The following is an 18037-nucleotide window of genomic DNA, read 5'->3' on the forward strand; positions in this document are numbered from 1 at the left end:
CCATTAATTAGGTGGTGTCAGCGGTGGCAAGTAGCGCTCAAGTAACTGGGCGGCATGCAGCACCTTGAGGTCTTGATATTTGCCCGCCACTAAATGAAGGCCTACTGGCAGCCCTTGATTATCCAAACCGCAAGGAAGGGATGCCGCGGGCTGCTGGGTGAGGTTGAAGGGGTAGCTGAACGGCGTCCAGTCCATCCAGTCTCGGTAGGTTCCCCCTGGTGGTACGTTGTGGCTCGCTGCAAAGGGGGCAATGGGCATCGTAGGTGTAACCAGTAAGTCATAGCGTTCATGAAAGGCTGCCATTTGGGCAGTCAATTCACTGCGCTGACGTCGGGCGGCGAGATAGTCGGAAAGCGATACATCCTGCCCGCGTCGGGCAATATCGAGAAACCCAGGGTCGAGTGATGCCTGCTGCTGTTCGTCCAGTTTTTCTAGCGCTTGGGTAGCACCTGCAAACCAGAGGGTGTTAAACGTCTTGATTGGATCGCTAAAGCCAGGATCAACGCGGGTTACTGTGGCGCCCAGCTCTTCGAAATAAGCAATGGCTTGCTCTACCTTTCGAGCAATGTCTGAGGCTACTTCTACGTAGCCAAGATCTGCACTATAGGCGATGCGCCAGCCCTTTAGGTTAGCAGGCGGCGGCGTTAGCCAGTCTGGCCCAAGGGGATTGCCGGAGTAACCATCCCTGGCATCTGGCTGCGCCATCACGCTAAGCATTAGAGCACTGTCGGCCGCTGTGCGGGTCATTGGCCCTAAATGGGAAAGTGTACTCATGGCGCTGGCGGGCCACTGGGGAACCCAGCCAAAGGTTGGCTTTATGCCAAAGGTACCGGTAAAGCTGCATGGGATGCGGATAGAGCCACCCGCGTCACTGCCTTGGTGTAATAGACCTAGATTAAGCGCCGCTGCTGCCCCTGCGCCGCCGGATGATCCCCCTGGCGTCAGTGCGCTATTCCACGGGTTGCGGGTAATGCCGTGCAGGGGGTTATCAGTGACGCCTTTCCAGCCGAACTCGGGCGAAGTCGTTTTGCCAATGACGATGGCTCCAGCATTGCGAAGGTGACGACTGATTGGCGCATCTACCTCCCAAGGGCCGTCTGATGGAGTGGTGGTTGAACCCAGGCGTGTCGGTAGGCCCTTCGTTAAGGTTAAATCTTTAATAGTGACAGGAATGCCATCTAGCGGGCCGCAGGGTTTATCTGCCTGCCAGCGCTGGGCAGACGCTTCTGCCAAGCGCCGAGCCTCTATCTCGTTCACGCAAGTAAACGCATTGACCTTTGGGTTGTCGCGGGCAATCCGCTCCAAGCAGTCGTTTACCAGCGCCTCTGGGGAAAGAGTCCCCTGGCGGAAGCGGTCTAATGCTTCCACAGCCGTGAGTGTCTCAAATGTCTCGGTCATTGTTACTCCCCAGCTATGCTAACGCTGTCTTCAACACCGGCCGCATTCAACATGGCCTGTAGAAGGACGTTACAGCCAGCGTGAACATGCTCTGGGGTAGCGCTTTCAATTTCGTTGTGGCTAATGCCGTCCTTGCAGGGCACAAAGATCATTGCAGCCGGGGCTACACGACCGACGAACATGGCATCGTGACCAGCACCGCTGATGATATCCATGTGCGATAGGTTGAGTTGCTCGGCCCCTTCGCGCACTGCATCAACACAGGCTTTATTGAAGTGCTCAGGGGCAAAATCTGCGGTGGGTGTTAATTCATATTCCAGCCCATGACGTTGGCAAATTTCCTCGACGACCGTCGCTAAGGATTGACTCATTGAGATCAGGGCTTCTGGCTCCCAGTGGCGCATATCCAGGGTCATTTTAACTTGGCCGGGAATAACGTTACGCGAGCCAGGATGTAGTGACATACAACCAACCGTACCGCGCCCGTGGGGCTGATGATCCAAGGCAATTCGGTTAAGTGCTTGGGTGACTTCCGCAGCGCCCATCATGGCGTCGCGGCGCAGATTCATGGGCGTGGGACCCGCGTGGGCTTCAAGCCCGGTTAGGGTTAAATCAAACCACTTTTGACCAAGACCACCGATAACCACGCCGATGGTGGTGTCGGTATCTTCTAAAATCGGCCCCTGTTCGATATGTGGTTCAAAGTAAGCTTTTATCTCACTGGGTGAGACCTCATCGCTACCACGGTAGTGAATGGCATCCAGTGCATCACTTACCGTGACGCCATCGGCGTCAGTGCGTGCCATCATGGCGTCAAATTCAAGCACGCCAGTAAATACTCCAGACCCCATCATGCAGGGTGGGAAGCGACAGCCCTCTTCGTTAGTCCACGCAACGACTTCAATGGGCGATTTTGTGGTGATGTTGTGTTCATTAAGCGTTCGGATTACTTCTAGACCGGAAAGTACCCCAAAACAGCCGTCATACTTCCCACCAGTGGGCTGGCTATCCAAGTGGCTGCCCGCCATGACGGTTTTGGCTGTTGGATCGCTGCCTTCCCGCCGGGCAAAAATATTACCGATATTATCAATGCGGATGGTGCAGCCTTCAGCACGACACCAGTGGATAAATAGGTCGCGTCCCTGGCGATCAAGATCCGTTAGCGCCTGTCGGTTAACGCCGCCCTTAGCCGTCGCGCCCAGCTTCGCCATGTCCATCAGCGATTGCCAAAGCCGATCGCTGTCGGTGCGCAGGTTAGTGATTGCGTTTGTTGGCGTTATGTAGGTAGTCAATTTGCTATCCTCTTAGGATGAAAAGGGTGCTAAAGAACGCATTTTTCATTTATAAATCATATAGTTTTGAACGATTGGCTAGAGTGCCCAGCAGGTCGTTGCTGACTAGCATTTGTGCGGCCATTTCGGCTTCCAGCGCGCTCATGTGGTGCTCTGCATCTAGCATATGCTCGGCCATCACTTGACGGACACGCGAGGTATCTTCGGCTCGGTAGGCATCTAGCAACTGTCGGTGATAGTCCTGGTTAGCGTGATCGAATTGTTTACGCTCAGGCACGTAAGCTTTTTTGATCACGACTAGGTCGCGCAGCATGTCGTTTAAAAACTGGCATATAAATGCCAGCAGTGGGTTCGGGCAGGTGCGCGCCAGCAGTTGATGGAACTCCAGCTCTAAAAAGCGCTGGCGCTTATGGTCTTCCTCGCCGCTACAACAAGTGCAGGATGCTATATTCGCTTCAAGCTGTTGAAAGTCTTCTTCCGTGAGTCGGCCGACGACGGATGCCGCCAGCTCGACCTCTAACAGCTTGCGCAATTGATACACTTGCTTGCCATCTAACTGTTGGAAATGCAGAAAATTACGTAGCATGCGGCTGGCGGGCTCCATGCCCGGCTGATTAATAACGGCTCCTCCTTGAGGCCCGGTTTTTAAAGTGATGAGCCCCTCAACCTCAAGAATCTTAAGCGCTTCGCGTATAGTGGCTTTGGCGCTGCCATAGAGCTCCATCAGAGCTCGCTCATTTGGCAGGCGATCACCTTCACCGAGCCCCTCCGATGCAATCCAGCGTTTGATATCATCACTGGTAAGCTCGGCGAGTTTAGGGCGACGCTTAACGGTTGAACTAGTAGTTGAACTAGCAGTTGAAAAAGGGGCTTTGGCCATCAATACACTCCTTTGTTGATTGTTAGCGATCAGCTATAGAGGGTTTAGCTTCTTGTGCATAAGATGGTTTAGGTTCTTGTGTATAGCTAGGTAAACGCTCGGGATGGTACTCCGCATCATAGTCGTAGCGTGCCTGGGTAAAGCGTTCCACAACCGCTGTGTCACGGCGATGCAATGCATGGCTTAGGCCAACAAACAGTGCGATGTTGAGCAGTAGCCCCCAAATACCTGCATGGAAGCCAAGAGGGGCACTTAGCGGGCCAAAGGTCATCAGAAGCACGCAGCCAACGCCGCTCCACAAACCTGCTAGAGCAGCAGTAGGGTGAGCTTTTTTCCAAGTGATGGCACCGAGTGTCGGGATCACTAATTGTGCAGTACCAGCCAGAGCAGCAATGCCGATAGTGACCAGAACACCGGGTACGGTAAGCGCCATGATATAAGCCACCAGTGAGAAGCCCACCAGTGATAAGCGACCGATATAAACAATACGGGCTTGGCTTGCGTCACGGTTCACATAGCGTTTGTAAATATCCATGGTCACTACCGTGGATACCGCGTGAATCTGTGAGTTTGCCGTTGACATGGCGGCTGATGCGCCCGCTGCCATAATCAGCGAAGCAAGTAGATATGGCGCATACTCCATTAGCATGATGGGCAGGATTTGGTCGGGATTTTCCACATTCGGCTCAAGCAGTACTCCCGAGTAACCTGATAGCACAGAACCTACATAGGCAAAGGCTGCTAAGCCCAATAAGAAGGGCATTAAGTTAAACAGCTTGCCGTGTTTGACTGAGTACATGCGCAACCAGATTTGTGGGCCCATAAAGGCGCCAATAGCCGTTATAGCAAACAGCGAGAACCACATGGGATAGCCCATCGTGCCGTTCGGTCCTGGCATAGTGAGGTGTTCAGGAGAGGTTTGCTGGAGTTGGCTAAACAGAGCGGATGGCCCACCCACTTGGGTGGAAATATAGTAGCCTGCGTACATCATGCCGAAGAATAGCAGAGCCCCATAAATGACGTCGGTCCAGGCAATGGCACGAATGCCACCAATCCATACATAGATAATAATAATGAAGTAAAACAGCAGCGCGGCGAGCCAGAAAGGAATTAAGCCACCAGAGGCAACTTCAATTAAATAGGCACCACCCGTTAACTGGATCTGTAAATACGGTACGGTGAAAATCAGCGTAATAGCAGCAACGGTAATGCGCAGCGCTTCGCTGTTATAAAAGTCGCCAATTAAATCTGATGGCGTTAAATAATTGAATCGCTTTCCTAAAAACCAAACCCGCTTGCCGATCCAGTAATACATAAAGCCAAACAGCAAGTTCCAGGCTAGCGCAGTCAGAAAGACTGGACCATTGGTATAGAACGTAGCGTTAGAACCCAAGAAGGCAAATGCACTCCACCACGTGGCCGCTACGGTGAAAAATACCGCTATGCTGCCCATAGCACGGCCTTGAACGAAGAAGTCTTCACTCGTTTCTTGCGATTGACGTGCCGATAAAACCCCTACCAGTAAGGGGATGATCATAAATGCGGCAATAATTAATAAGCTACCGGTCATGCGTTATCCCCCCTTTTATGGCTGCTTAATGGTGTGGTTAGCCGTTGATGATGGGCTGCCCCAGTTTGTCAAATACGCCACTAAAAACAGCGCCGTTAATGCAAACCACCAAAAGAGATTCCAGGCCAATAAAAAGGGGATGCCCATCAACATGGGTTCTATACGATTGGCTAGCATGATGATGGGACTTTCTAGCATGAAGAACCCAAGCAGCATGCCGCTATAAAGCGCTAGTTTAAGAGGAGGTAGATATTTCATAACACGTTTGCCCTTTGTTTATGGTTTGTGTGTGAGCTTGGTTTTCAGCGCAAAGCAATCCAGCAAAAGCTATCCAACAGCAGCGTTATTAAGCGCAGCGCGGTTGCCAAGCGTTAGTGGGGCGTGAACCACTCATTTGTTGTATTTATTCGTATAGATATAACAAATAGGCGTTTTTCAAAATATCGTCAAGCCAGAATGGATAACGAGAGCCTGCTTATTACGTATAAATTTTCTAACGTGAACACAAGAAAAGCGTAATTTTATAAACATGTTCAGTGGCGCATGCTGAGGCTATGTCTCATAGTGATGGAGCTGGACACCATGTTTGACCTACAAAACAACACGACCCCTCAAGCGTTTATTGACGAACAAAACGCTTCTCCCAGTGCGCTTAATCAGCACTATTGGATGCCGTTTAGCGCTAACCGTGATTTCCGCGCCAATCCGCGCATGATTACTGGCGCGGAAGGGCGCTATTACATCGATGACCAGGGCCGTAAGCTGTTTGATTCACTCTCTGGCTTATGGACCTGCGGCGCAGGTCATAACCGTGAAGAGATCCAAAAAGCGGTGGCGGCGCAGCTCGGCTCTCTCGACTTTGCGCCAGGTTTTCAAATTGGTCATCCGCTGGCGTTTAAGCTGGCAGAAAAAGTGACCAGCCTTACACCTGCTGGCTTGGATCATGTGTTTTTCACTAACTCTGGTTCAGAAGCCGCTGATACCTCTGTCAAAATGGCCAAGGCCTACTGGCGGCTAAAAGGTAAGCCCGAGAAGACGCGCATGATTGGCCGTGCCAAGGGCTATCACGGGGTGAATATTGGTGGCACCAGCCTGGGTGGCATCGGTGGCAATCGTAAGCACTACGGCCAATTGATGGACGTAACGCATCTGCCGCACACGCTGCAGGCAGGTCACGCCTTCACCCGTGGCCAAGCCGAAACCGGCGCTGAGCTTGCTGATGCGCTGCTTGATCAAATCGCCCTGCACGATGCATCCACCATTGCGGCGGTGATCGTTGAGCCGATGTCTGGCTCTGCTGGGGTGATTGTGCCGCCTAAAGGCTATCTGGATCGGCTGCGCGAGATCTGTACCGCCCACGATATTTTGCTGATATTCGATGAAGTCATCACTGCTTTTGGCCGCAGTGGCGCAACCACCGGCGCGGAAGCGTTTGGCGTTACGCCGGATATCATGAACGTTGCCAAGCAGATCACTAACGGTGCTATTCCTATGGGCGCGGTGATTGCTTCCAGCGAAATTTTCGACACTTTTATGCACGCTGGCGGTGCCCAACACTCCATTGAGTTTTCCCACGGTTATACCTATAGCGCTCACCCCGTTGCGTGTGCAGCTGGTTTAGCGGCGCTTGACATGATGGAGCGTGACAACTTCCCTGCCCAGGTAAGTGCTATCGCGCCCGCTTTTGAACAAAAGCTGCACGCTCTAAAAGGTCGCAATCACATTGTTGATATTCGCAACTATGGCTTAGCGGGTGCACTTCAATTGGCACCCCGAGATGGCGACCCCACCATTCGCCCTAGAGATGCTCATTTAGCCTTATGGGAAGCTGGGTTCTACGTGCGTTACGGCGGTGACACGCTGCAGTTCGGCCCTCCGTTTGGCTCCACCGAGGCTGAACTAGAGCGGCTGTTTGATGCCGTTGCCACCACCCTGGATTCGTTAGCATAAGTTTTATCAACATAAGTTTTATGAACATAAGATTCGTCGGCATAACCGACTGACCTAAATTTCAGAGAGTTTAAATATGAGTGTTGTTTCCCATCTGATTAACGGTGAATTAATCGACAGCCAGCGCACGCTGGACGTGACCAACCCTTCAACGGGTCAAGTGATTCGCCAAGTGGCGGACGCCAGCGCCGCCGACGTAGAGCGTGCTATTGCTGCCGCCCAAGCTGCATTTCCTGCTTGGCGAGATACGCCACCTGCTAAGCGCGCCCAGGTGATGTACCGCTTCAAGCAATTGCTAGAGGAGCACGCCGACCGCTTGGTGCAATTGGTCAGTGAAGAGCACGGTAAAACCCCTGAAGATGCGATGGGCGAACTGAAACGCGGCATCGAAAATGTCGAGTATGCCTGCGGTGTGCCTGAGCTATTAAAAGGTGAGTATTCCCATAACGTTGGGCCGGGCATTGATGCGTGGTCCAATTTCCAGCCATTGGGCGTAGTGGCTGGCATTACTCCGTTTAACTTCCCTGCCATGGTGCCGCTGTGGATGTATCCGATGGCGATTGCTTGCGGCAACACCTTTATTCTCAAGCCTTCGGAAAAAGACCCTTCGGCGGCGATGGCGGTAGCCGAGCTGTTGCAAGAAGCAGGGTTGCCAAAAGGCGTGATGAATGTGGTGCACGGTAGTCGCGAAGCGGTGGAAACGCTGCTAGATGCTAAGGCCGTTAAAGCCATCTCGTTTGTTGGCTCAACGCCGGTAGCGGAAGCTATCTATTCCCGTGGTTCGGCCGCTGGCAAACGCGTTCAGGCTCTGGGTGGGGCGAAGAATCATGCCGTGGTGCTTCCCGACGCCGATTTGGAAAACGCTGCCAATACCCTGATGGGGGCGGCTTTTGGAAGCTGCGGCGAACGCTGCATGGCAATCTCGGTGGCGGTATGCGTGGGTGACGAGACGGCAGATCGACTAGTTGAAACGCTGCTGCCTAAAATTGCTGAGCTCAAGGTTGGCCCTGGTACCGATAAAGGCTTGGATATGGGCCCGCTGGTGACGGCAGAGCACCGTGACAAGGTATTGGGCTATATCGAAGACGGCATAAAGGCCGGCGCGTCGCTAGTGGCCGATGGCCGTGAGCTGAAAATCGCGGGTCATGAAGATGGCTATTTCGTTGGTGGTTGCCTGTTCGATAACGTCACCACCGAGATGCGCATTTACCAGGAAGAGATTTTTGGGCCAGTGCTGTGCGTGGTGCGGGTCGGCAGCTTAGATGATGCTATGCAGTTGATTAACGACCATGAATACGGCAATGGCACCTGCCTGTTTACTCGCGACGGCGAGGCTGCTCGACGCTTTACCGATGGCATCGAAGTGGGCATGGTGGGTGTTAACGTACCGCTTCCCGTACCGGTGGCCTACCACAGCTTTGGCGGCTGGAAGCGCTCTTTGTTTGGCGATCTTCACGCCTACGGCCCCGACTCTGTACGCTTCTATACCCGCCGTAAAGCGGTTTCCCAGCGCTGGCCTTCGGTGAGCGAAGCCACACGTGCCGAGTTTTCGTTTCCCACTAACCAACGTTGACGCCGTAAGCTAACTACGCCATCTTCTCTGCACCACTGCTAAGCGGTGGTGCACTTTTTTGGTGTGCGTATCTTAGTCGTAAAGGGACGAGCAGCGTGGCGAGAACACAGGACGAAATTCGGCAAACCAACGTAAAAAAGATTCTTCAGGCGGCGGAGCAATTGTTTGCTGAAAAAGGCTATGCCGGAGCGTCGATGGGGGAAATTGCCCAGTTGGCCGATCTGCCCAAATCCAACGTGCACTACTATTTTTCCACTAAAAAGGCGCTCTACCAGGAAGTGCTGCTAGCGCTGCTGGAAATCTGGAAACAGGACGCGCTGTGCTTTGAACTCTACGACGACCCACGAGTCGTGCTTTCTAGCTATATTCGCGCCAAAATGAATCATTCTCGCTACCGCGCTCACGGCTCGAAAATATGGGCGGCGGAAGTAATGCAGGGCGCACCCATTCTGAAAGAGCGCCTGCGCGATAACTTATACGAATGGGCTAAATTGAAAGAGTCGAAAATTCGCGAGTGGGTTGAGTCGGGCCAAATTAACCCCGTTGAACCGTCCTATCTCCTTTATATGATTTGGGCCTCCACCCAGCACTACGCTGATTTCGACTACCAAATCTACCTGCTTAACGACGATAAACCCTTAGACGACCTGCAGTTTGAAAAAGCCGTGCAGTCGGTGACCTCGGTAATTTTGCGAGGGATTGGGTTGACGGCGTAGAGTTCAGGCCATATCACACCAAAATTTATAGCATGAACTCGGATGGGATTTTCTAACCTTAATTGATGGAAATCTTGCTATGAAAAGCTTCTGGCCGACAAGCTACTGGAAGTTGGCCGTCCGACATCACATTGAGCAGTGTCGAATCAGTGAGAGCTCCTCCGGTCACTCTCACTAATCGTAGTCCGAATTGTTCAGAAATCCTAAGGGGACATGATATGGCAACATCCACACTACAATTAGCTAAAAAACTATATTCTTATCTAAGTATGAGATCTTACTTCATGGAGGATATTGACCTGATTGTGGTCTGTTGCTCTTATGATCTCCGTGTGTGCGATTATGCTTGTCATGTTTTTAATAAAAAATTACCAAAGGCCATGATTTTTTCTGGATTAACAGGGAATTGGACAAAACACTTGTGGGACGAGCCAGAAGCGGTTGTTTTTGCTAATCGGGCTAAAGAGCTAGGTGTTTCTAAAGAAAAGATATTTATTGAAGATAAAGCTACCAACACAGCAGAAAATATTTTCTTTTCAAGGGAAATGTTCCCGGATGCTAATAATGTTTTATTTATATCTAAGTCAAATTCTTTGCGTAGAATATATCGTACAATCCCTATTCAATGGCAGGGGATAAATTTTTATACAGATGCTCCAAGTTTAGACTACCCAGATGATGCTTCGAAAATGGTTGGAGTGCTAGGATTGATTGATGAAATGGTCGGCGCTATTCATCGTTTAATTGTATATGCTGAAAAAGGGTTCCAAACTAAAGAAAGTATACCAAGTGATATTATTGAAGCATGGGAGAGTTTGATTAAACGCGGCTTTGATAGACATTTAGTGAAATGATTAGTCGCACATGTAGATCAAATCTAAGCCCAATATAGCTTTGTCAGAGAATGATTCATGGCGGGTCTCCGCTGGTGATATGTAAAGGAACGAGTGATGAGCAGCATCGAACAATCGATTATCGGCGTTGGCGCTATTGTTATCCGTCCAGACGGAGCCGTACTGCTTGGATACCGTGACAAGCCCGGTGAATCGCCATGCTGGTGTTTACCTGGCGGTCATGTTGAGGCAGGTGAGTCATTTGAGACAGCGGCCGTGCGCGAAATTGCAGAAGAAACGGGCATTACTGAGTTGCAATGCCTGGATATGTTGGCGGTAATCCAGCACCTGAATAGCTCAGTCTCAAACGCGACGGGAGCAGTGCTAGCGACGGTTCAGCAGGATGCTGAAGCACTCGTGCTTGAGCCAGAAGTATTTACTGAATGGCGCTGGTTTAGCCCCAGCGCTATTCCCACTCCGTTATTTCCGGCAAGCCAGGCGGTACTTGCGCACTGGTTGGGTGATGAGTCGCCAACCGGTTGGCAGACGTACTCTATTAGCCAAGCAGTGTGAACCTTGCTATGTAGAGAGTTGAATATCCACCTGCACAGACGTATCAAACTTATGCCGTTTTCGCGATAGTAACGTGCGGAACTTGCGTAGGTTGTCGTGGGCATAGAGCACGCTGTCGCAAAAGCGGTCGTACTCATCTAAGTTAGCGACGGCCACGATCAACACAAAATCACACTCACCCGTTACTTGATAGCACTGCTTCACTTCAGGGGCGTTGACCGCTGATGTTAAGAACTGCTGGTAGAGTAACTTGTTATCCCGCTCCATGGTGACTTCCACCACCATATGTAGGCGCTGGCCTAGGGCGTCAGGGTTGAGTAGCGCCACTTCACGCTCAATGACGCCAGCATCGCGTAATCGATTAACCCGCTTTAAACAGGCAGAGGGGGAAAGCCCTATTTCATCCGCTAATGCTTGATTGGTCAGGCTGGAATCGCGTTGAAGCTGGTCAAGAATTCTTCGATCAATAGCGTCCATGAAATAAGATTCTCTTTGTATGTTTATAAAGAACGAATAGTGATTGTAGGCACCGTATTGGACAGAAGATTCTGCGTCACCTCCATTATCATAACGTTTGTTAAAACGATGGCAATGGAGGGCTTGATGCGGATCACAATTCACTATTTATTGGCGGTGGTAGGTCGTGTACTGCAAGACGCGCTGCGCGTGTATGTGACATTACTCAAAATCCTGATACCTGCGTTGCTCATCGTCAAAGGGTTAGAACTACTCGGTATGATCGAGTGGCTGGGGGCGGTATTAGCTCCTTTAATGAGCACACTCGGTTTGCCTGAACAAATGGGTGTTGTGTGGGCGGCGGCGCTCTTCACCAATTTGTACACCGCCATTGCGGTGTTTTTCCAAGTCGTCGGTGAAACGCCTTTGAGTGTTGAGCAGGTAACGGTGCTAGGGGCATTGATGCTGGTAGGGCATTCGCTTCCCGTTGAGGGAGCGGTAGCCAAGCGCGCTGGCGTACCGTGGTGGGGAACGTTGGTTCTGCGTGTCGGCGGGGCGTTACTGCTTGCTTGGCTGTTACACTGCTTCTACTCGTATTTTGGTTTGTTGCAAGCACCCGTTGAATTGGTATGGCAGCCAAGTTTTTCATCAGCACCAACGCTCAGCAGTTGGGCGTGGGCGCAGCTGGAAACGTTAGCGCTTATTTTTGTGATTATTTTAGCGCTGATTGTGCTCTTAAAACTTTTAAAAAAGCTGGGCTTAGAGCGTTGGATTCATCTTGGCTTGCTACCGTTGCTCAAGCTATTAGGCATTGGTCGTTCGGCTGCGAATGTGACGGTCATTGGTTTCACGCTGGGATTAAGCTATGGCGCAGGGCTGCTGATTCGTGACGTGCAAAATGGAGTGCTAAGCAAGCGCGACAGCACGCTGGCGCTGTGTTTTCTCGGCCTCTGCCATAGCGTTATAGAAGATACGCTGCTGATCTTGATGCTTGGAGCCGATATAACGGGCATTTTATGGGCACGGCTGTTGTTTGCCGTTATTGTCACCGCGGTGATTGCCCGCTGGCCCAAAACTACGGGGAATCAGCTAAGCCCCTCATAAACAAAGGCGGGCGAGCCACCATGGCTTGCCCGCACTGATAGCGATTGGCTTGATATGTCGCGAAATCAATACTTTTATTGTTTTGTTAATAGCTTCAATCGTTCAAGTAAAGCTTACCTTCGCCAGCGATGATCGCTTGCCCAGCTACGGTTACAAACCCTTGCTCTACAGTGCCATTGGCGGCGGTGTGGATAACGCTGGGCCGCCCCATTTCAACACCCTGGTGAATCTTGCAGTGCAGGGGCTCTGGCTTGAGTGACGCTAAATAGCCGGTTAACGCTGCTGCAGCGCTGCCAGTGGCGGGATCTTCGCAGAGACTGGCGTGCATGCAGAACATACGGCTCCGTACAATCGTCTCTTCGTTATCGTGTTGCTCCATCACATAAAGGTATATCTGCTCAGTGCCGCTGCGCGCAACGGCATCCGCCCATACTGCACCGGCGATTTGTATGTGCTCAAGGGCTGCTAGGTCAGCTAGTTCAATAAGATGAAAGGGCAGCCCGAAAGAAGCAATGATGGGATCGCCAATGACTTGGTGGATGTCTAGCCCCAGTAGCTCAACGGCCGTGAGGCGATCAATCGTGCTGCCCGTGACCATGACGGGCTGGGCGGTTTTGAAGGTTGCTCCCTCTCGTTCATAATTAACCGCTAATGCACCGACAGGTGGCTGTAGCACAATGCCTTGCTCGCGGTTGACGAGGTTTAACTCCGCTAGTAGATGCGCGGTACCTACCGTGGGGTGGCCAGCAAACGGCAGCTCAGCCGTGGGTGTGAATATCCGCATAGGGTAGTGATTAGCAGTCGTCGGCGCGCCTAAAAATACCGTCTCTGCCAAGTTAAGCTCATTGGCAATTGCCTGCATGGTGCTGGTTTCAAGCCCATCGGCATTTAAAAAAACTGCCAACTGATTGCCCGAAAAAGGCTTATCAGTAAACACATCCAACAGGTAATACTCAGCAGTTTTCATAGGGACCTCTTTTGCATGACGAGTGCTTCCAAAACGGTTTACATCCCTCTTTTTGCGCTTGAGTGCGGGTGATGCCGATATCTTTCAGCAATCGGTCATCAAGGGCTAGTAACTGGCGACGGCTACAGCGGCGTTGATAATAGTGGCGTAACTGACAGCGAATTTGGGTGAGGTTGAAGCGTAGCATGGCAGTTCTCCTTGATGGCGATATGCTCAACCAGATTACGCAGCCATGCTCGATCAATACAGATATAGGATTTTCTATTTTTAAGATACAGATGGTGTATGTTATACCTCTGTATGCTTGCTGGGCAGGGTATCTGTATTGTTTTTAAAACGTCTTCAAGAACGTCTTGAAGAGCGATTTTAAAAGCGTTTCAAAGATAGAGGGCTGGAGTTATGACGCGCTACGAAGAGGTCGCTTGTATTTTGCGGGAGCGAATTGAGCACGGTATTTACCGCGTGGGTGATCGCCTGCCTTCTATTCGAGCGGTATGTCAGGAGCTTGATGTCAGTATCTCGACTGCTCAGGAGGCTTACAGGCAGTTGATGGATGTGTCGCTGATCGAATCACGACCGAAATCGGGCTACTTTGTACTTCCAAGCCGGGTGCCTGCGGTGCTGCCTTCTGTCTCTCGTCCTGCACAGTGCCCGCTGGATGTCTCCCAATGGGATCAAGTATTAGAGCTGGTCGCTACCGAGCGTGACGATAGTCGGCTGCTGCTTGGGCGCGGTGTGCCGAACCTGGCTTATGAAACGCTTAAGCCGCTGTCGAAAATATTGGCGGGACTGCACCGTAAGAGCGATCTGAATGGCTTTAACTACGACAAGCTGAATGGTAGCCCCGAGCTGCGTCAGCAGGTAGCGCGCTTGGCCATTGCCTCCGGCTGTTTGCTGCACCCGGATGACATCATGATCACCACCGGTTGCCAGGAAGCATTGTCGATAGCGCTGCGCACCCTCACTCAGCCTGGCGACGTGGTGGCCGTGGACTCGCCCAGCTTTTACGGCACCATGCAGATCCTAAAAGCCAATGGTCTAAAAGCGTTGGAGATCCCCACTGATCCGCAAACCGGTATCAGTTTGGAAGCATTGGAGATGGCGTTGGAGCAGTGGCCGATCCGTGCCATCCAGGTCACTCCTACATATAACAATCCGCTGGGCTACACCATGAGTGAGGCGCGCAAACAGGCGCTGTTTCAACTCGCCCAACGCTTCGACGTGGCCATCATTGAAGACGATATCTACGGTGATCTCGCCTATGCCCACCCAAGGCCGGTGACGGTGAAGTCTTTCGATGACGATGGGCGGGTGCTGTTGTGCAGTGGCTTTTCGAAAACGGTTGGGCCAGGGCTACGAGTGGGTTGGCTGGCGCCGGGGTGTTATCGAGATAAGGCACTGCATATGAAGTATGTCTCTACCGGTGCCTCGGCCACATTGCCGCAGTTGGCGGTGGCGGAGTTTGTCGCCAAAGGCCACTACGAGCGTCACCTTCGCTATGTTACCCGCCAATATCAGCGCCAACGGGACATCATGATCAACTGGGTGCAGCGCTATTTTCCAGAAGGCGCGGGCATCAGCTATCCACAAGGCAGTTTTTTGCTATGGGTGGAGTTACCTGCCGCCGTGGACTGCGTACGTCTTAATGAACGCTTAGCCAAGCGCGCCATCCATGTGGCTCCTGGCTCGCTATTTTCAGCCTCGGGCAAGTTTCGCCAGTGCTTGCGACTTAACTACGCATTTACGCTAACACCGGCCATTGAAGATGCCGTGCGCACCGTGGGAGAACTCGCCACCGAGATGGTGGGGGAGGCACAGCGGTATGAGGTATCGCTAAGCTAAAACGCCTCTTGAGCGGTACGCCATACGCACATGCCGATGAAGTAAACGGATGCAATGCCCCACCCCCATAGGGCCCAGGCGGCGTGCACGGGGCTGGAGAGCACCAGTGACGTTGTACATGCGCACCATAATAGCGTGACGGCGATATTGAGTGGCATGAACTGACGAACACGAAACGGATGCAGGAACTTCATCTTGGTCACGGTAAGAATGGCGAGAAAAACGATAGATGCGAAGGTGATGAAGGGCGGTAAATCGAGAATATAAAAATAGGCCGCAGCAATGTTCCAGGCAGCAGGAAAGCCAACGAAATAATTATCCTGGCTTTTCATATTAGTGTTGCAGAAACAGAACATCGATGACAGCAGAATGATAAACACTGACAGCAATTCGAAATTGGGCGGTAACTCGATAAAGAAGTAAATAAACAGAGCGGGAATAAATGCCCAGGTTAGGTAATCGATGACCATATCAAGCGTCGAGCCATCGAAGTGGGGCAGGATGGTTTTTACTTCATACTTGCGTGCCAGAGTGCCATCGAAACCATCGACCATCATCGCTGCGCCAAGCCATAGTAAGCAGGCGACTGGATTGTTGTCGATCAGCGAGAGCAGCGCCATTGTGCCGAGCAGTACGCCGCTGGCCGTGAATATATGCACGCTCCAAGCTTTCCATATCGAAGCGCGGGATTCTGTGTGCGAAGAGAGCGTTTGGACCACGTTGACCCCATTGGGAACGTGATGTCCCCTTGCTGTTCGGTGTATAGATGAGTGTGTAAAAACCATACCCTACTACAAGACGGCACCCAGCGAATACGTAGGCCAGCTATCTGGGTATGGCACGTTTGTGCAAAAAGTATCGTGTCTTGTGCCTCTGTGGCTATTTTGGTCGTTGAAATTGCTGCCTTGCCTGTTCGACGTGCTCTCGAGTGATGCACGTTGGCGAGTGATCATTGAGTAGCCCCATCGCCTGCATAAACGCAAACGCAGTGGTTGGACCAACGAATTTCCAGCCGCGTTTTTTCAAATCTTTAGCAAGTGCGATGGATTCAGGCGAGGTGGTCTGAGTTTGTGGTGCGGCAAGTGAGTCGAGAGTTGGCTCGAAACGCCAGAAATATGTGGCCAGTGAACCTTCCTGCTTGACCATCTCCAGCGCCCGTTGGGCATTATTAATCACCGCCTCGATTTTGCCACGATGGCGAATAATGCCTGCGTCCTGCAGCAAGCGCTGCACATCCTCTTCGCCAAAGCGGGCAACGTGATGGAAGTCAAAGTGATGGAAGGCAGCGCGAAAGTTCTCGCGTTTGTTGAGAATGGTGCGCCAACTTAAGCCCGACTGAAAACTTTCCAGGCAGAGCTTTTCGAATAGCCGCTGGTTGTCAACCACCGGAAACCCCCACTCGTTGTCATGGTAGGGCAGAAATTCGGCGGCACCGCCACACCACTGGCAGCGTGGAAGATTATCTGGGGCAATAAAGTCAGGCATTGGGCGCTCCTTAGCAATATCCCAAACGTCATAAGTTGAGTGTGTTACCGCGCATAGGTATCAAACGCCCGTGATCGATGATGGGGCCTGTGGGTTGACCGTCAGGTGCCCCCCCTTGTGGTTCTATACTGACGGCGAGGTCGGCATTGAATAGTTGCGCACGTAGCTCCGCGCTAGGGTGTAGCCGTAGGTTACCTTGCTCAGGTAGTAAACCTAACGAGATTGGGGTGCCTTCGGCGATTAACCACAGTTCCCCAGTCTGATTGCTGCTGACTTGAGTAGGTTGAACGGCTTGCACGATCAGTTCGCCCCCAGTGGTCGCGCTAATGATCCAGCCCGGCGTGCGCGATTCATCCTGAACCACAAAGACCGCCTCGCCCTGAGGCAATGTAGACAGTTCAGCCTGCTGCCAAAGAGTACCAAAAACTATTGCGACTGCCCCAAATCCGGCAGCGATTGTTTGCCATACGCCTAAGCGTTGCCACCAGGGAGGGGGAAATGCCCCGGTTGCTTGGGTAATACGCTGCCAAACTTCTTTGGGAGGTGTTCTAGGATCAAGTTGCTCGTTGAATAACTGCAAGTGCTCTCGCCAACTATCCACATCATTTTGTAGATCATGGCTGACGGCCAGCAGCGCTTCAAAGTGTGTTTTCTGTTCTTTATCCAATACGCCGAGTACATACTCACCAGCCGCTAGGTGGCGTTCATCGGGGTTGGTTAAATCCCATTGGTTAGACATGTTTTTAACCTCTCAAGCCCACGACGAATCCAGCTTTTAACGCTGCCCAGCGGTTGGGACAAAGAGTGAGCAAGCTCGCTATGCGTTAACCCCTGAAAATAAGCCATCTCCATTAACTGACGCTGATGAAGGCTTAGTGTGTCCAGACAATCATTAAGTCTGTCTTTTTTCTGGCCGCTTATGCTGTCACCTTCAGGGTCTTCGGTACCTAACAGCGTTGCTAATATAGGTTCGTCGGTGGTTGCATCCTGCGGCTTCTGGCGGCGTAGCCAGTCGATGCCAGTATTGCGGGCAAGTGTTGAAAGCCAGGTCATAGGTTTAGCACGAGTGGCATCGTACTGATTGGCAACGCGCCATATGTTGATAAAGACATGCTGCAGGCAATCCTGGGCAGCGCTTTCCTCTCTTACTATACGCAGCAGTTGGGCATATAGATGCGCACTAGTGGCACGATAAAGGCGCGCAAATGCTTGGCGGTCGCCTTGGGCGCAGCCACTGAGCTGATCAATAAGGTACTGTTGGCGTTGCGTGGCATCTTGCATTCAGGCATCTCTGCGCATTAAACCGAACTATCAGTCTTGGGTAGCGTGGCGTTGAAGGCAATAGACTTCATATTAGTGGCCGATAAAAAATTCTGAAAAGTTTGCATCCACCTGGGC

Annotated in this window: 19 protein-coding genes; 7 read left to right on the top strand and 12 right to left on the bottom strand. The window is 51.8% G+C overall.

The window, feature by feature from the left end; translation table 11 throughout:
• Positions 1–3 precede the first annotated feature (3 nt).
• The 5 genes from CEK60_RS20740 to CEK60_RS20760 are packed head-to-tail and all read right to left on the bottom strand — an operon-like array spanning position 4 to position 5398.
• Entirely contained in the window at positions 4–1398 is a 1395-nt protein-coding gene (locus CEK60_RS20740) for an amidase (RefSeq protein ID WP_089040618.1), read from the bottom strand.
• 2 nt (positions 1399–1400) lie between these two features.
• Positions 1401–2690, bottom strand: a complete 1290-nt coding sequence (locus CEK60_RS20745; RefSeq protein WP_089040619.1) for a Zn-dependent hydrolase — start codon at positions 2688–2690, stop codon at positions 1401–1403.
• 49 nt (positions 2691–2739) lie between these two features.
• Complete coding sequence (locus CEK60_RS20750; protein WP_089040620.1) at positions 2740–3570, bottom strand: FadR/GntR family transcriptional regulator; 831 nt, start codon at positions 3568–3570, stop codon at positions 2740–2742.
• A 22-nt stretch (positions 3571–3592) separates the two neighbouring features.
• A complete protein-coding gene (locus CEK60_RS20755; protein WP_089040621.1) occupies positions 3593–5140 on the bottom strand; it encodes a sodium:solute symporter family protein in 1548 nt (515 codons plus the stop codon).
• Positions 5141–5155: 15 nt separating this feature from the next.
• Complete coding sequence (locus tag CEK60_RS20760; protein ID WP_089040622.1) at positions 5156–5398, bottom strand: hypothetical protein; 243 nt, start codon at positions 5396–5398, stop codon at positions 5156–5158.
• Between the two features lie 324 nt (positions 5399–5722).
• On the opposite strand from CEK60_RS20760, the gene CEK60_RS20765 reads away from it, so the two are divergent.
• The 5 genes from CEK60_RS20765 to CEK60_RS20785 all read left to right on the top strand — a co-directional run bounded on the left by CEK60_RS20765 (position 5723) and on the right by CEK60_RS20785 (position 10785).
• On the top strand, positions 5723–7090 hold the full coding sequence (locus tag CEK60_RS20765; RefSeq protein ID WP_198361411.1) for an aspartate aminotransferase family protein: 1368 nt from the start codon (positions 5723–5725) through the stop codon (positions 7088–7090).
• A 76-nt stretch (positions 7091–7166) separates the two neighbouring features.
• On the top strand, positions 7167–8663 hold the full coding sequence (locus CEK60_RS20770; protein ID WP_089040623.1) for a CoA-acylating methylmalonate-semialdehyde dehydrogenase: 1497 nt from the start codon (positions 7167–7169) through the stop codon (positions 8661–8663).
• A 95-nt stretch (positions 8664–8758) separates the two neighbouring features.
• Positions 8759–9379, top strand: coding sequence for a TetR/AcrR family transcriptional regulator (locus CEK60_RS20775; RefSeq protein ID WP_089040624.1), 621 nt, complete (start codon positions 8759–8761; stop codon positions 9377–9379).
• Positions 9380–9597: 218 nt separating this feature from the next.
• The gene (locus CEK60_RS20780) at positions 9598–10233 is read left to right on the top strand and encodes a YdcF family protein (RefSeq protein ID WP_089040625.1); all 636 of its coding nucleotides are present in this window, start codon (positions 9598–9600) and stop codon (positions 10231–10233) included.
• A gap of 96 nt (positions 10234–10329) precedes the next feature.
• Positions 10330–10785, top strand: a complete 456-nt coding sequence (locus tag CEK60_RS20785; RefSeq protein ID WP_089040626.1) for a nucleotide triphosphate diphosphatase NUDT15 — start codon at positions 10330–10332, stop codon at positions 10783–10785.
• A gap of 6 nt (positions 10786–10791) precedes the next feature.
• On the opposite strand, the gene CEK60_RS20790 is transcribed toward CEK60_RS20785, so the two are convergent.
• The gene (locus tag CEK60_RS20790) at positions 10792–11262 is read right to left on the bottom strand and encodes an Lrp/AsnC family transcriptional regulator (protein WP_089040627.1); all 471 of its coding nucleotides are present in this window, start codon (positions 11260–11262) and stop codon (positions 10792–10794) included.
• 126 nt (positions 11263–11388) lie between these two features.
• Here CEK60_RS20790 and CEK60_RS20795 point away from each other — a divergent pair, with 126 nt between their 5' ends.
• Positions 11389–12345: a hypothetical protein gene (locus CEK60_RS20795; protein ID WP_089040628.1), complete on the top strand. Its 957-nt coding sequence runs from the start codon at positions 11389–11391 to the stop codon at positions 12343–12345.
• A 94-nt stretch (positions 12346–12439) separates the two neighbouring features.
• Here the strand turns inward: CEK60_RS20795 and CEK60_RS20800 are convergent, their stop codons facing one another.
• Positions 12440–13312 (bottom strand): PhzF family phenazine biosynthesis protein, encoded by an 873-nt coding sequence (locus CEK60_RS20800; RefSeq protein WP_089040629.1) that lies wholly within the window; start codon positions 13310–13312, stop codon positions 12440–12442.
• The gene (locus CEK60_RS20805; RefSeq protein ID WP_089040630.1) at positions 13299–13499 is read right to left on the bottom strand and encodes a DUF1127 domain-containing protein; all 201 of its coding nucleotides are present in this window, start codon (positions 13497–13499) and stop codon (positions 13299–13301) included. Before CEK60_RS20805 ends, CEK60_RS20800 begins: the two co-directional genes overlap by 14 nt.
• A 212-nt stretch (positions 13500–13711) precedes the next feature.
• Here CEK60_RS20805 and CEK60_RS20810 point away from each other — a divergent pair, with 212 nt between their 5' ends.
• On the top strand, positions 13712–15154 hold the full coding sequence (locus CEK60_RS20810; RefSeq protein WP_089040631.1) for an aminotransferase-like domain-containing protein: 1443 nt from the start codon (positions 13712–13714) through the stop codon (positions 15152–15154).
• Here the strand turns inward: CEK60_RS20810 and pcsA are convergent.
• The 4 genes from pcsA to CEK60_RS20830 form a co-directional block, all read right to left on the bottom strand.
• The gene (pcsA, locus tag CEK60_RS20815; protein ID WP_443601937.1) at positions 15151–15831 is read right to left on the bottom strand and encodes a phosphatidylcholine synthase; all 681 of its coding nucleotides are present in this window, start codon (positions 15829–15831) and stop codon (positions 15151–15153) included. The two genes, CEK60_RS20810 and pcsA, sit on opposite strands and share 4 nt — an antisense overlap.
• A gap of 202 nt (positions 15832–16033) precedes the next feature.
• Positions 16034–16639, bottom strand: a complete 606-nt coding sequence (locus CEK60_RS20820) for a DNA-3-methyladenine glycosylase I (RefSeq protein ID WP_089040633.1) — start codon at positions 16637–16639, stop codon at positions 16034–16036.
• Positions 16640–16667: 28 nt separating this feature from the next.
• Positions 16668–17378 carry an anti-sigma factor gene (locus CEK60_RS20825; RefSeq protein WP_089040634.1) on the bottom strand — a complete coding sequence of 237 codons (711 nt, stop codon included), beginning with the start codon at positions 17376–17378 and terminating at the stop codon, positions 16668–16670.
• Positions 17357–17920: a sigma-70 family RNA polymerase sigma factor gene (locus CEK60_RS20830; protein WP_038478628.1), complete on the bottom strand. Its 564-nt coding sequence runs from the start codon at positions 17918–17920 to the stop codon at positions 17357–17359. The genes CEK60_RS20825 and CEK60_RS20830 overlap by 22 nt, the downstream gene beginning before the upstream one ends.
• Positions 17921–18037 lie beyond the last annotated feature (117 nt).

The sequence above is a fragment of the Halomonas sp. N3-2A genome (assembly GCF_002216165.1).
Classification (GTDB): domain Bacteria; phylum Pseudomonadota; class Gammaproteobacteria; order Pseudomonadales; family Halomonadaceae; genus Vreelandella.

Bases quoted from the DNA above. Each gene is read 5' to 3' on its own strand.
- CEK60_RS20740 (WP_089040618.1), bottom strand. From the start codon at position 1,398: ATGACCGAGACATTTGAGACACTCACGGCTGTGGAAGCATTAGACCGC.
- CEK60_RS20750 (WP_089040620.1), bottom strand. From the start codon at position 3,570: ATGGCCAAAGCCCCTTTTTCAACTGCTAGTTCAACTACTAGTTCAACC.
- CEK60_RS20755 (WP_089040621.1), bottom strand. From the start codon at position 5,140: ATGACCGGTAGCTTATTAATTATTGCCGCATTTATGATCATCCCCTTA.
- CEK60_RS20760 (WP_089040622.1), bottom strand. From the start codon at position 5,398: ATGAAATATCTACCTCCTCTTAAACTAGCGCTTTATAGCGGCATGCTG.
- CEK60_RS20765 (WP_198361411.1), top strand. From the start codon at position 5,723: ATGTTTGACCTACAAAACAACACGACCCCTCAAGCGTTTATTGACGAA.
- CEK60_RS20770 (WP_089040623.1), top strand. From the start codon at position 7,167: ATGAGTGTTGTTTCCCATCTGATTAACGGTGAATTAATCGACAGCCAG.
- CEK60_RS20780 (WP_089040625.1), top strand. From the start codon at position 9,598: ATGGCAACATCCACACTACAATTAGCTAAAAAACTATATTCTTATCTA.
- CEK60_RS20785 (WP_089040626.1), top strand. From the start codon at position 10,330: ATGAGCAGCATCGAACAATCGATTATCGGCGTTGGCGCTATTGTTATC.
- CEK60_RS20790 (WP_089040627.1), bottom strand. From the start codon at position 11,262: ATGGACGCTATTGATCGAAGAATTCTTGACCAGCTTCAACGCGATTCC.
- CEK60_RS20795 (WP_089040628.1), top strand. From the start codon at position 11,389: ATGCGGATCACAATTCACTATTTATTGGCGGTGGTAGGTCGTGTACTG.
- CEK60_RS20800 (WP_089040629.1), bottom strand. From the start codon at position 13,312: ATGAAAACTGCTGAGTATTACCTGTTGGATGTGTTTACTGATAAGCCT.
- CEK60_RS20805 (WP_089040630.1), bottom strand. From the start codon at position 13,499: ATGCTACGCTTCAACCTCACCCAAATTCGCTGTCAGTTACGCCACTAT.
- CEK60_RS20810 (WP_089040631.1), top strand. From the start codon at position 13,712: ATGACGCGCTACGAAGAGGTCGCTTGTATTTTGCGGGAGCGAATTGAG.
- CEK60_RS20820 (WP_089040633.1), bottom strand. From the start codon at position 16,639: ATGCCTGACTTTATTGCCCCAGATAATCTTCCACGCTGCCAGTGGTGT.
- CEK60_RS20825 (WP_089040634.1), bottom strand. From the start codon at position 17,378: ATGTCTAACCAATGGGATTTAACCAACCCCGATGAACGCCACCTAGCG.
- CEK60_RS20830 (WP_038478628.1), bottom strand. From the start codon at position 17,920: ATGCAAGATGCCACGCAACGCCAACAGTACCTTATTGATCAGCTCAGT.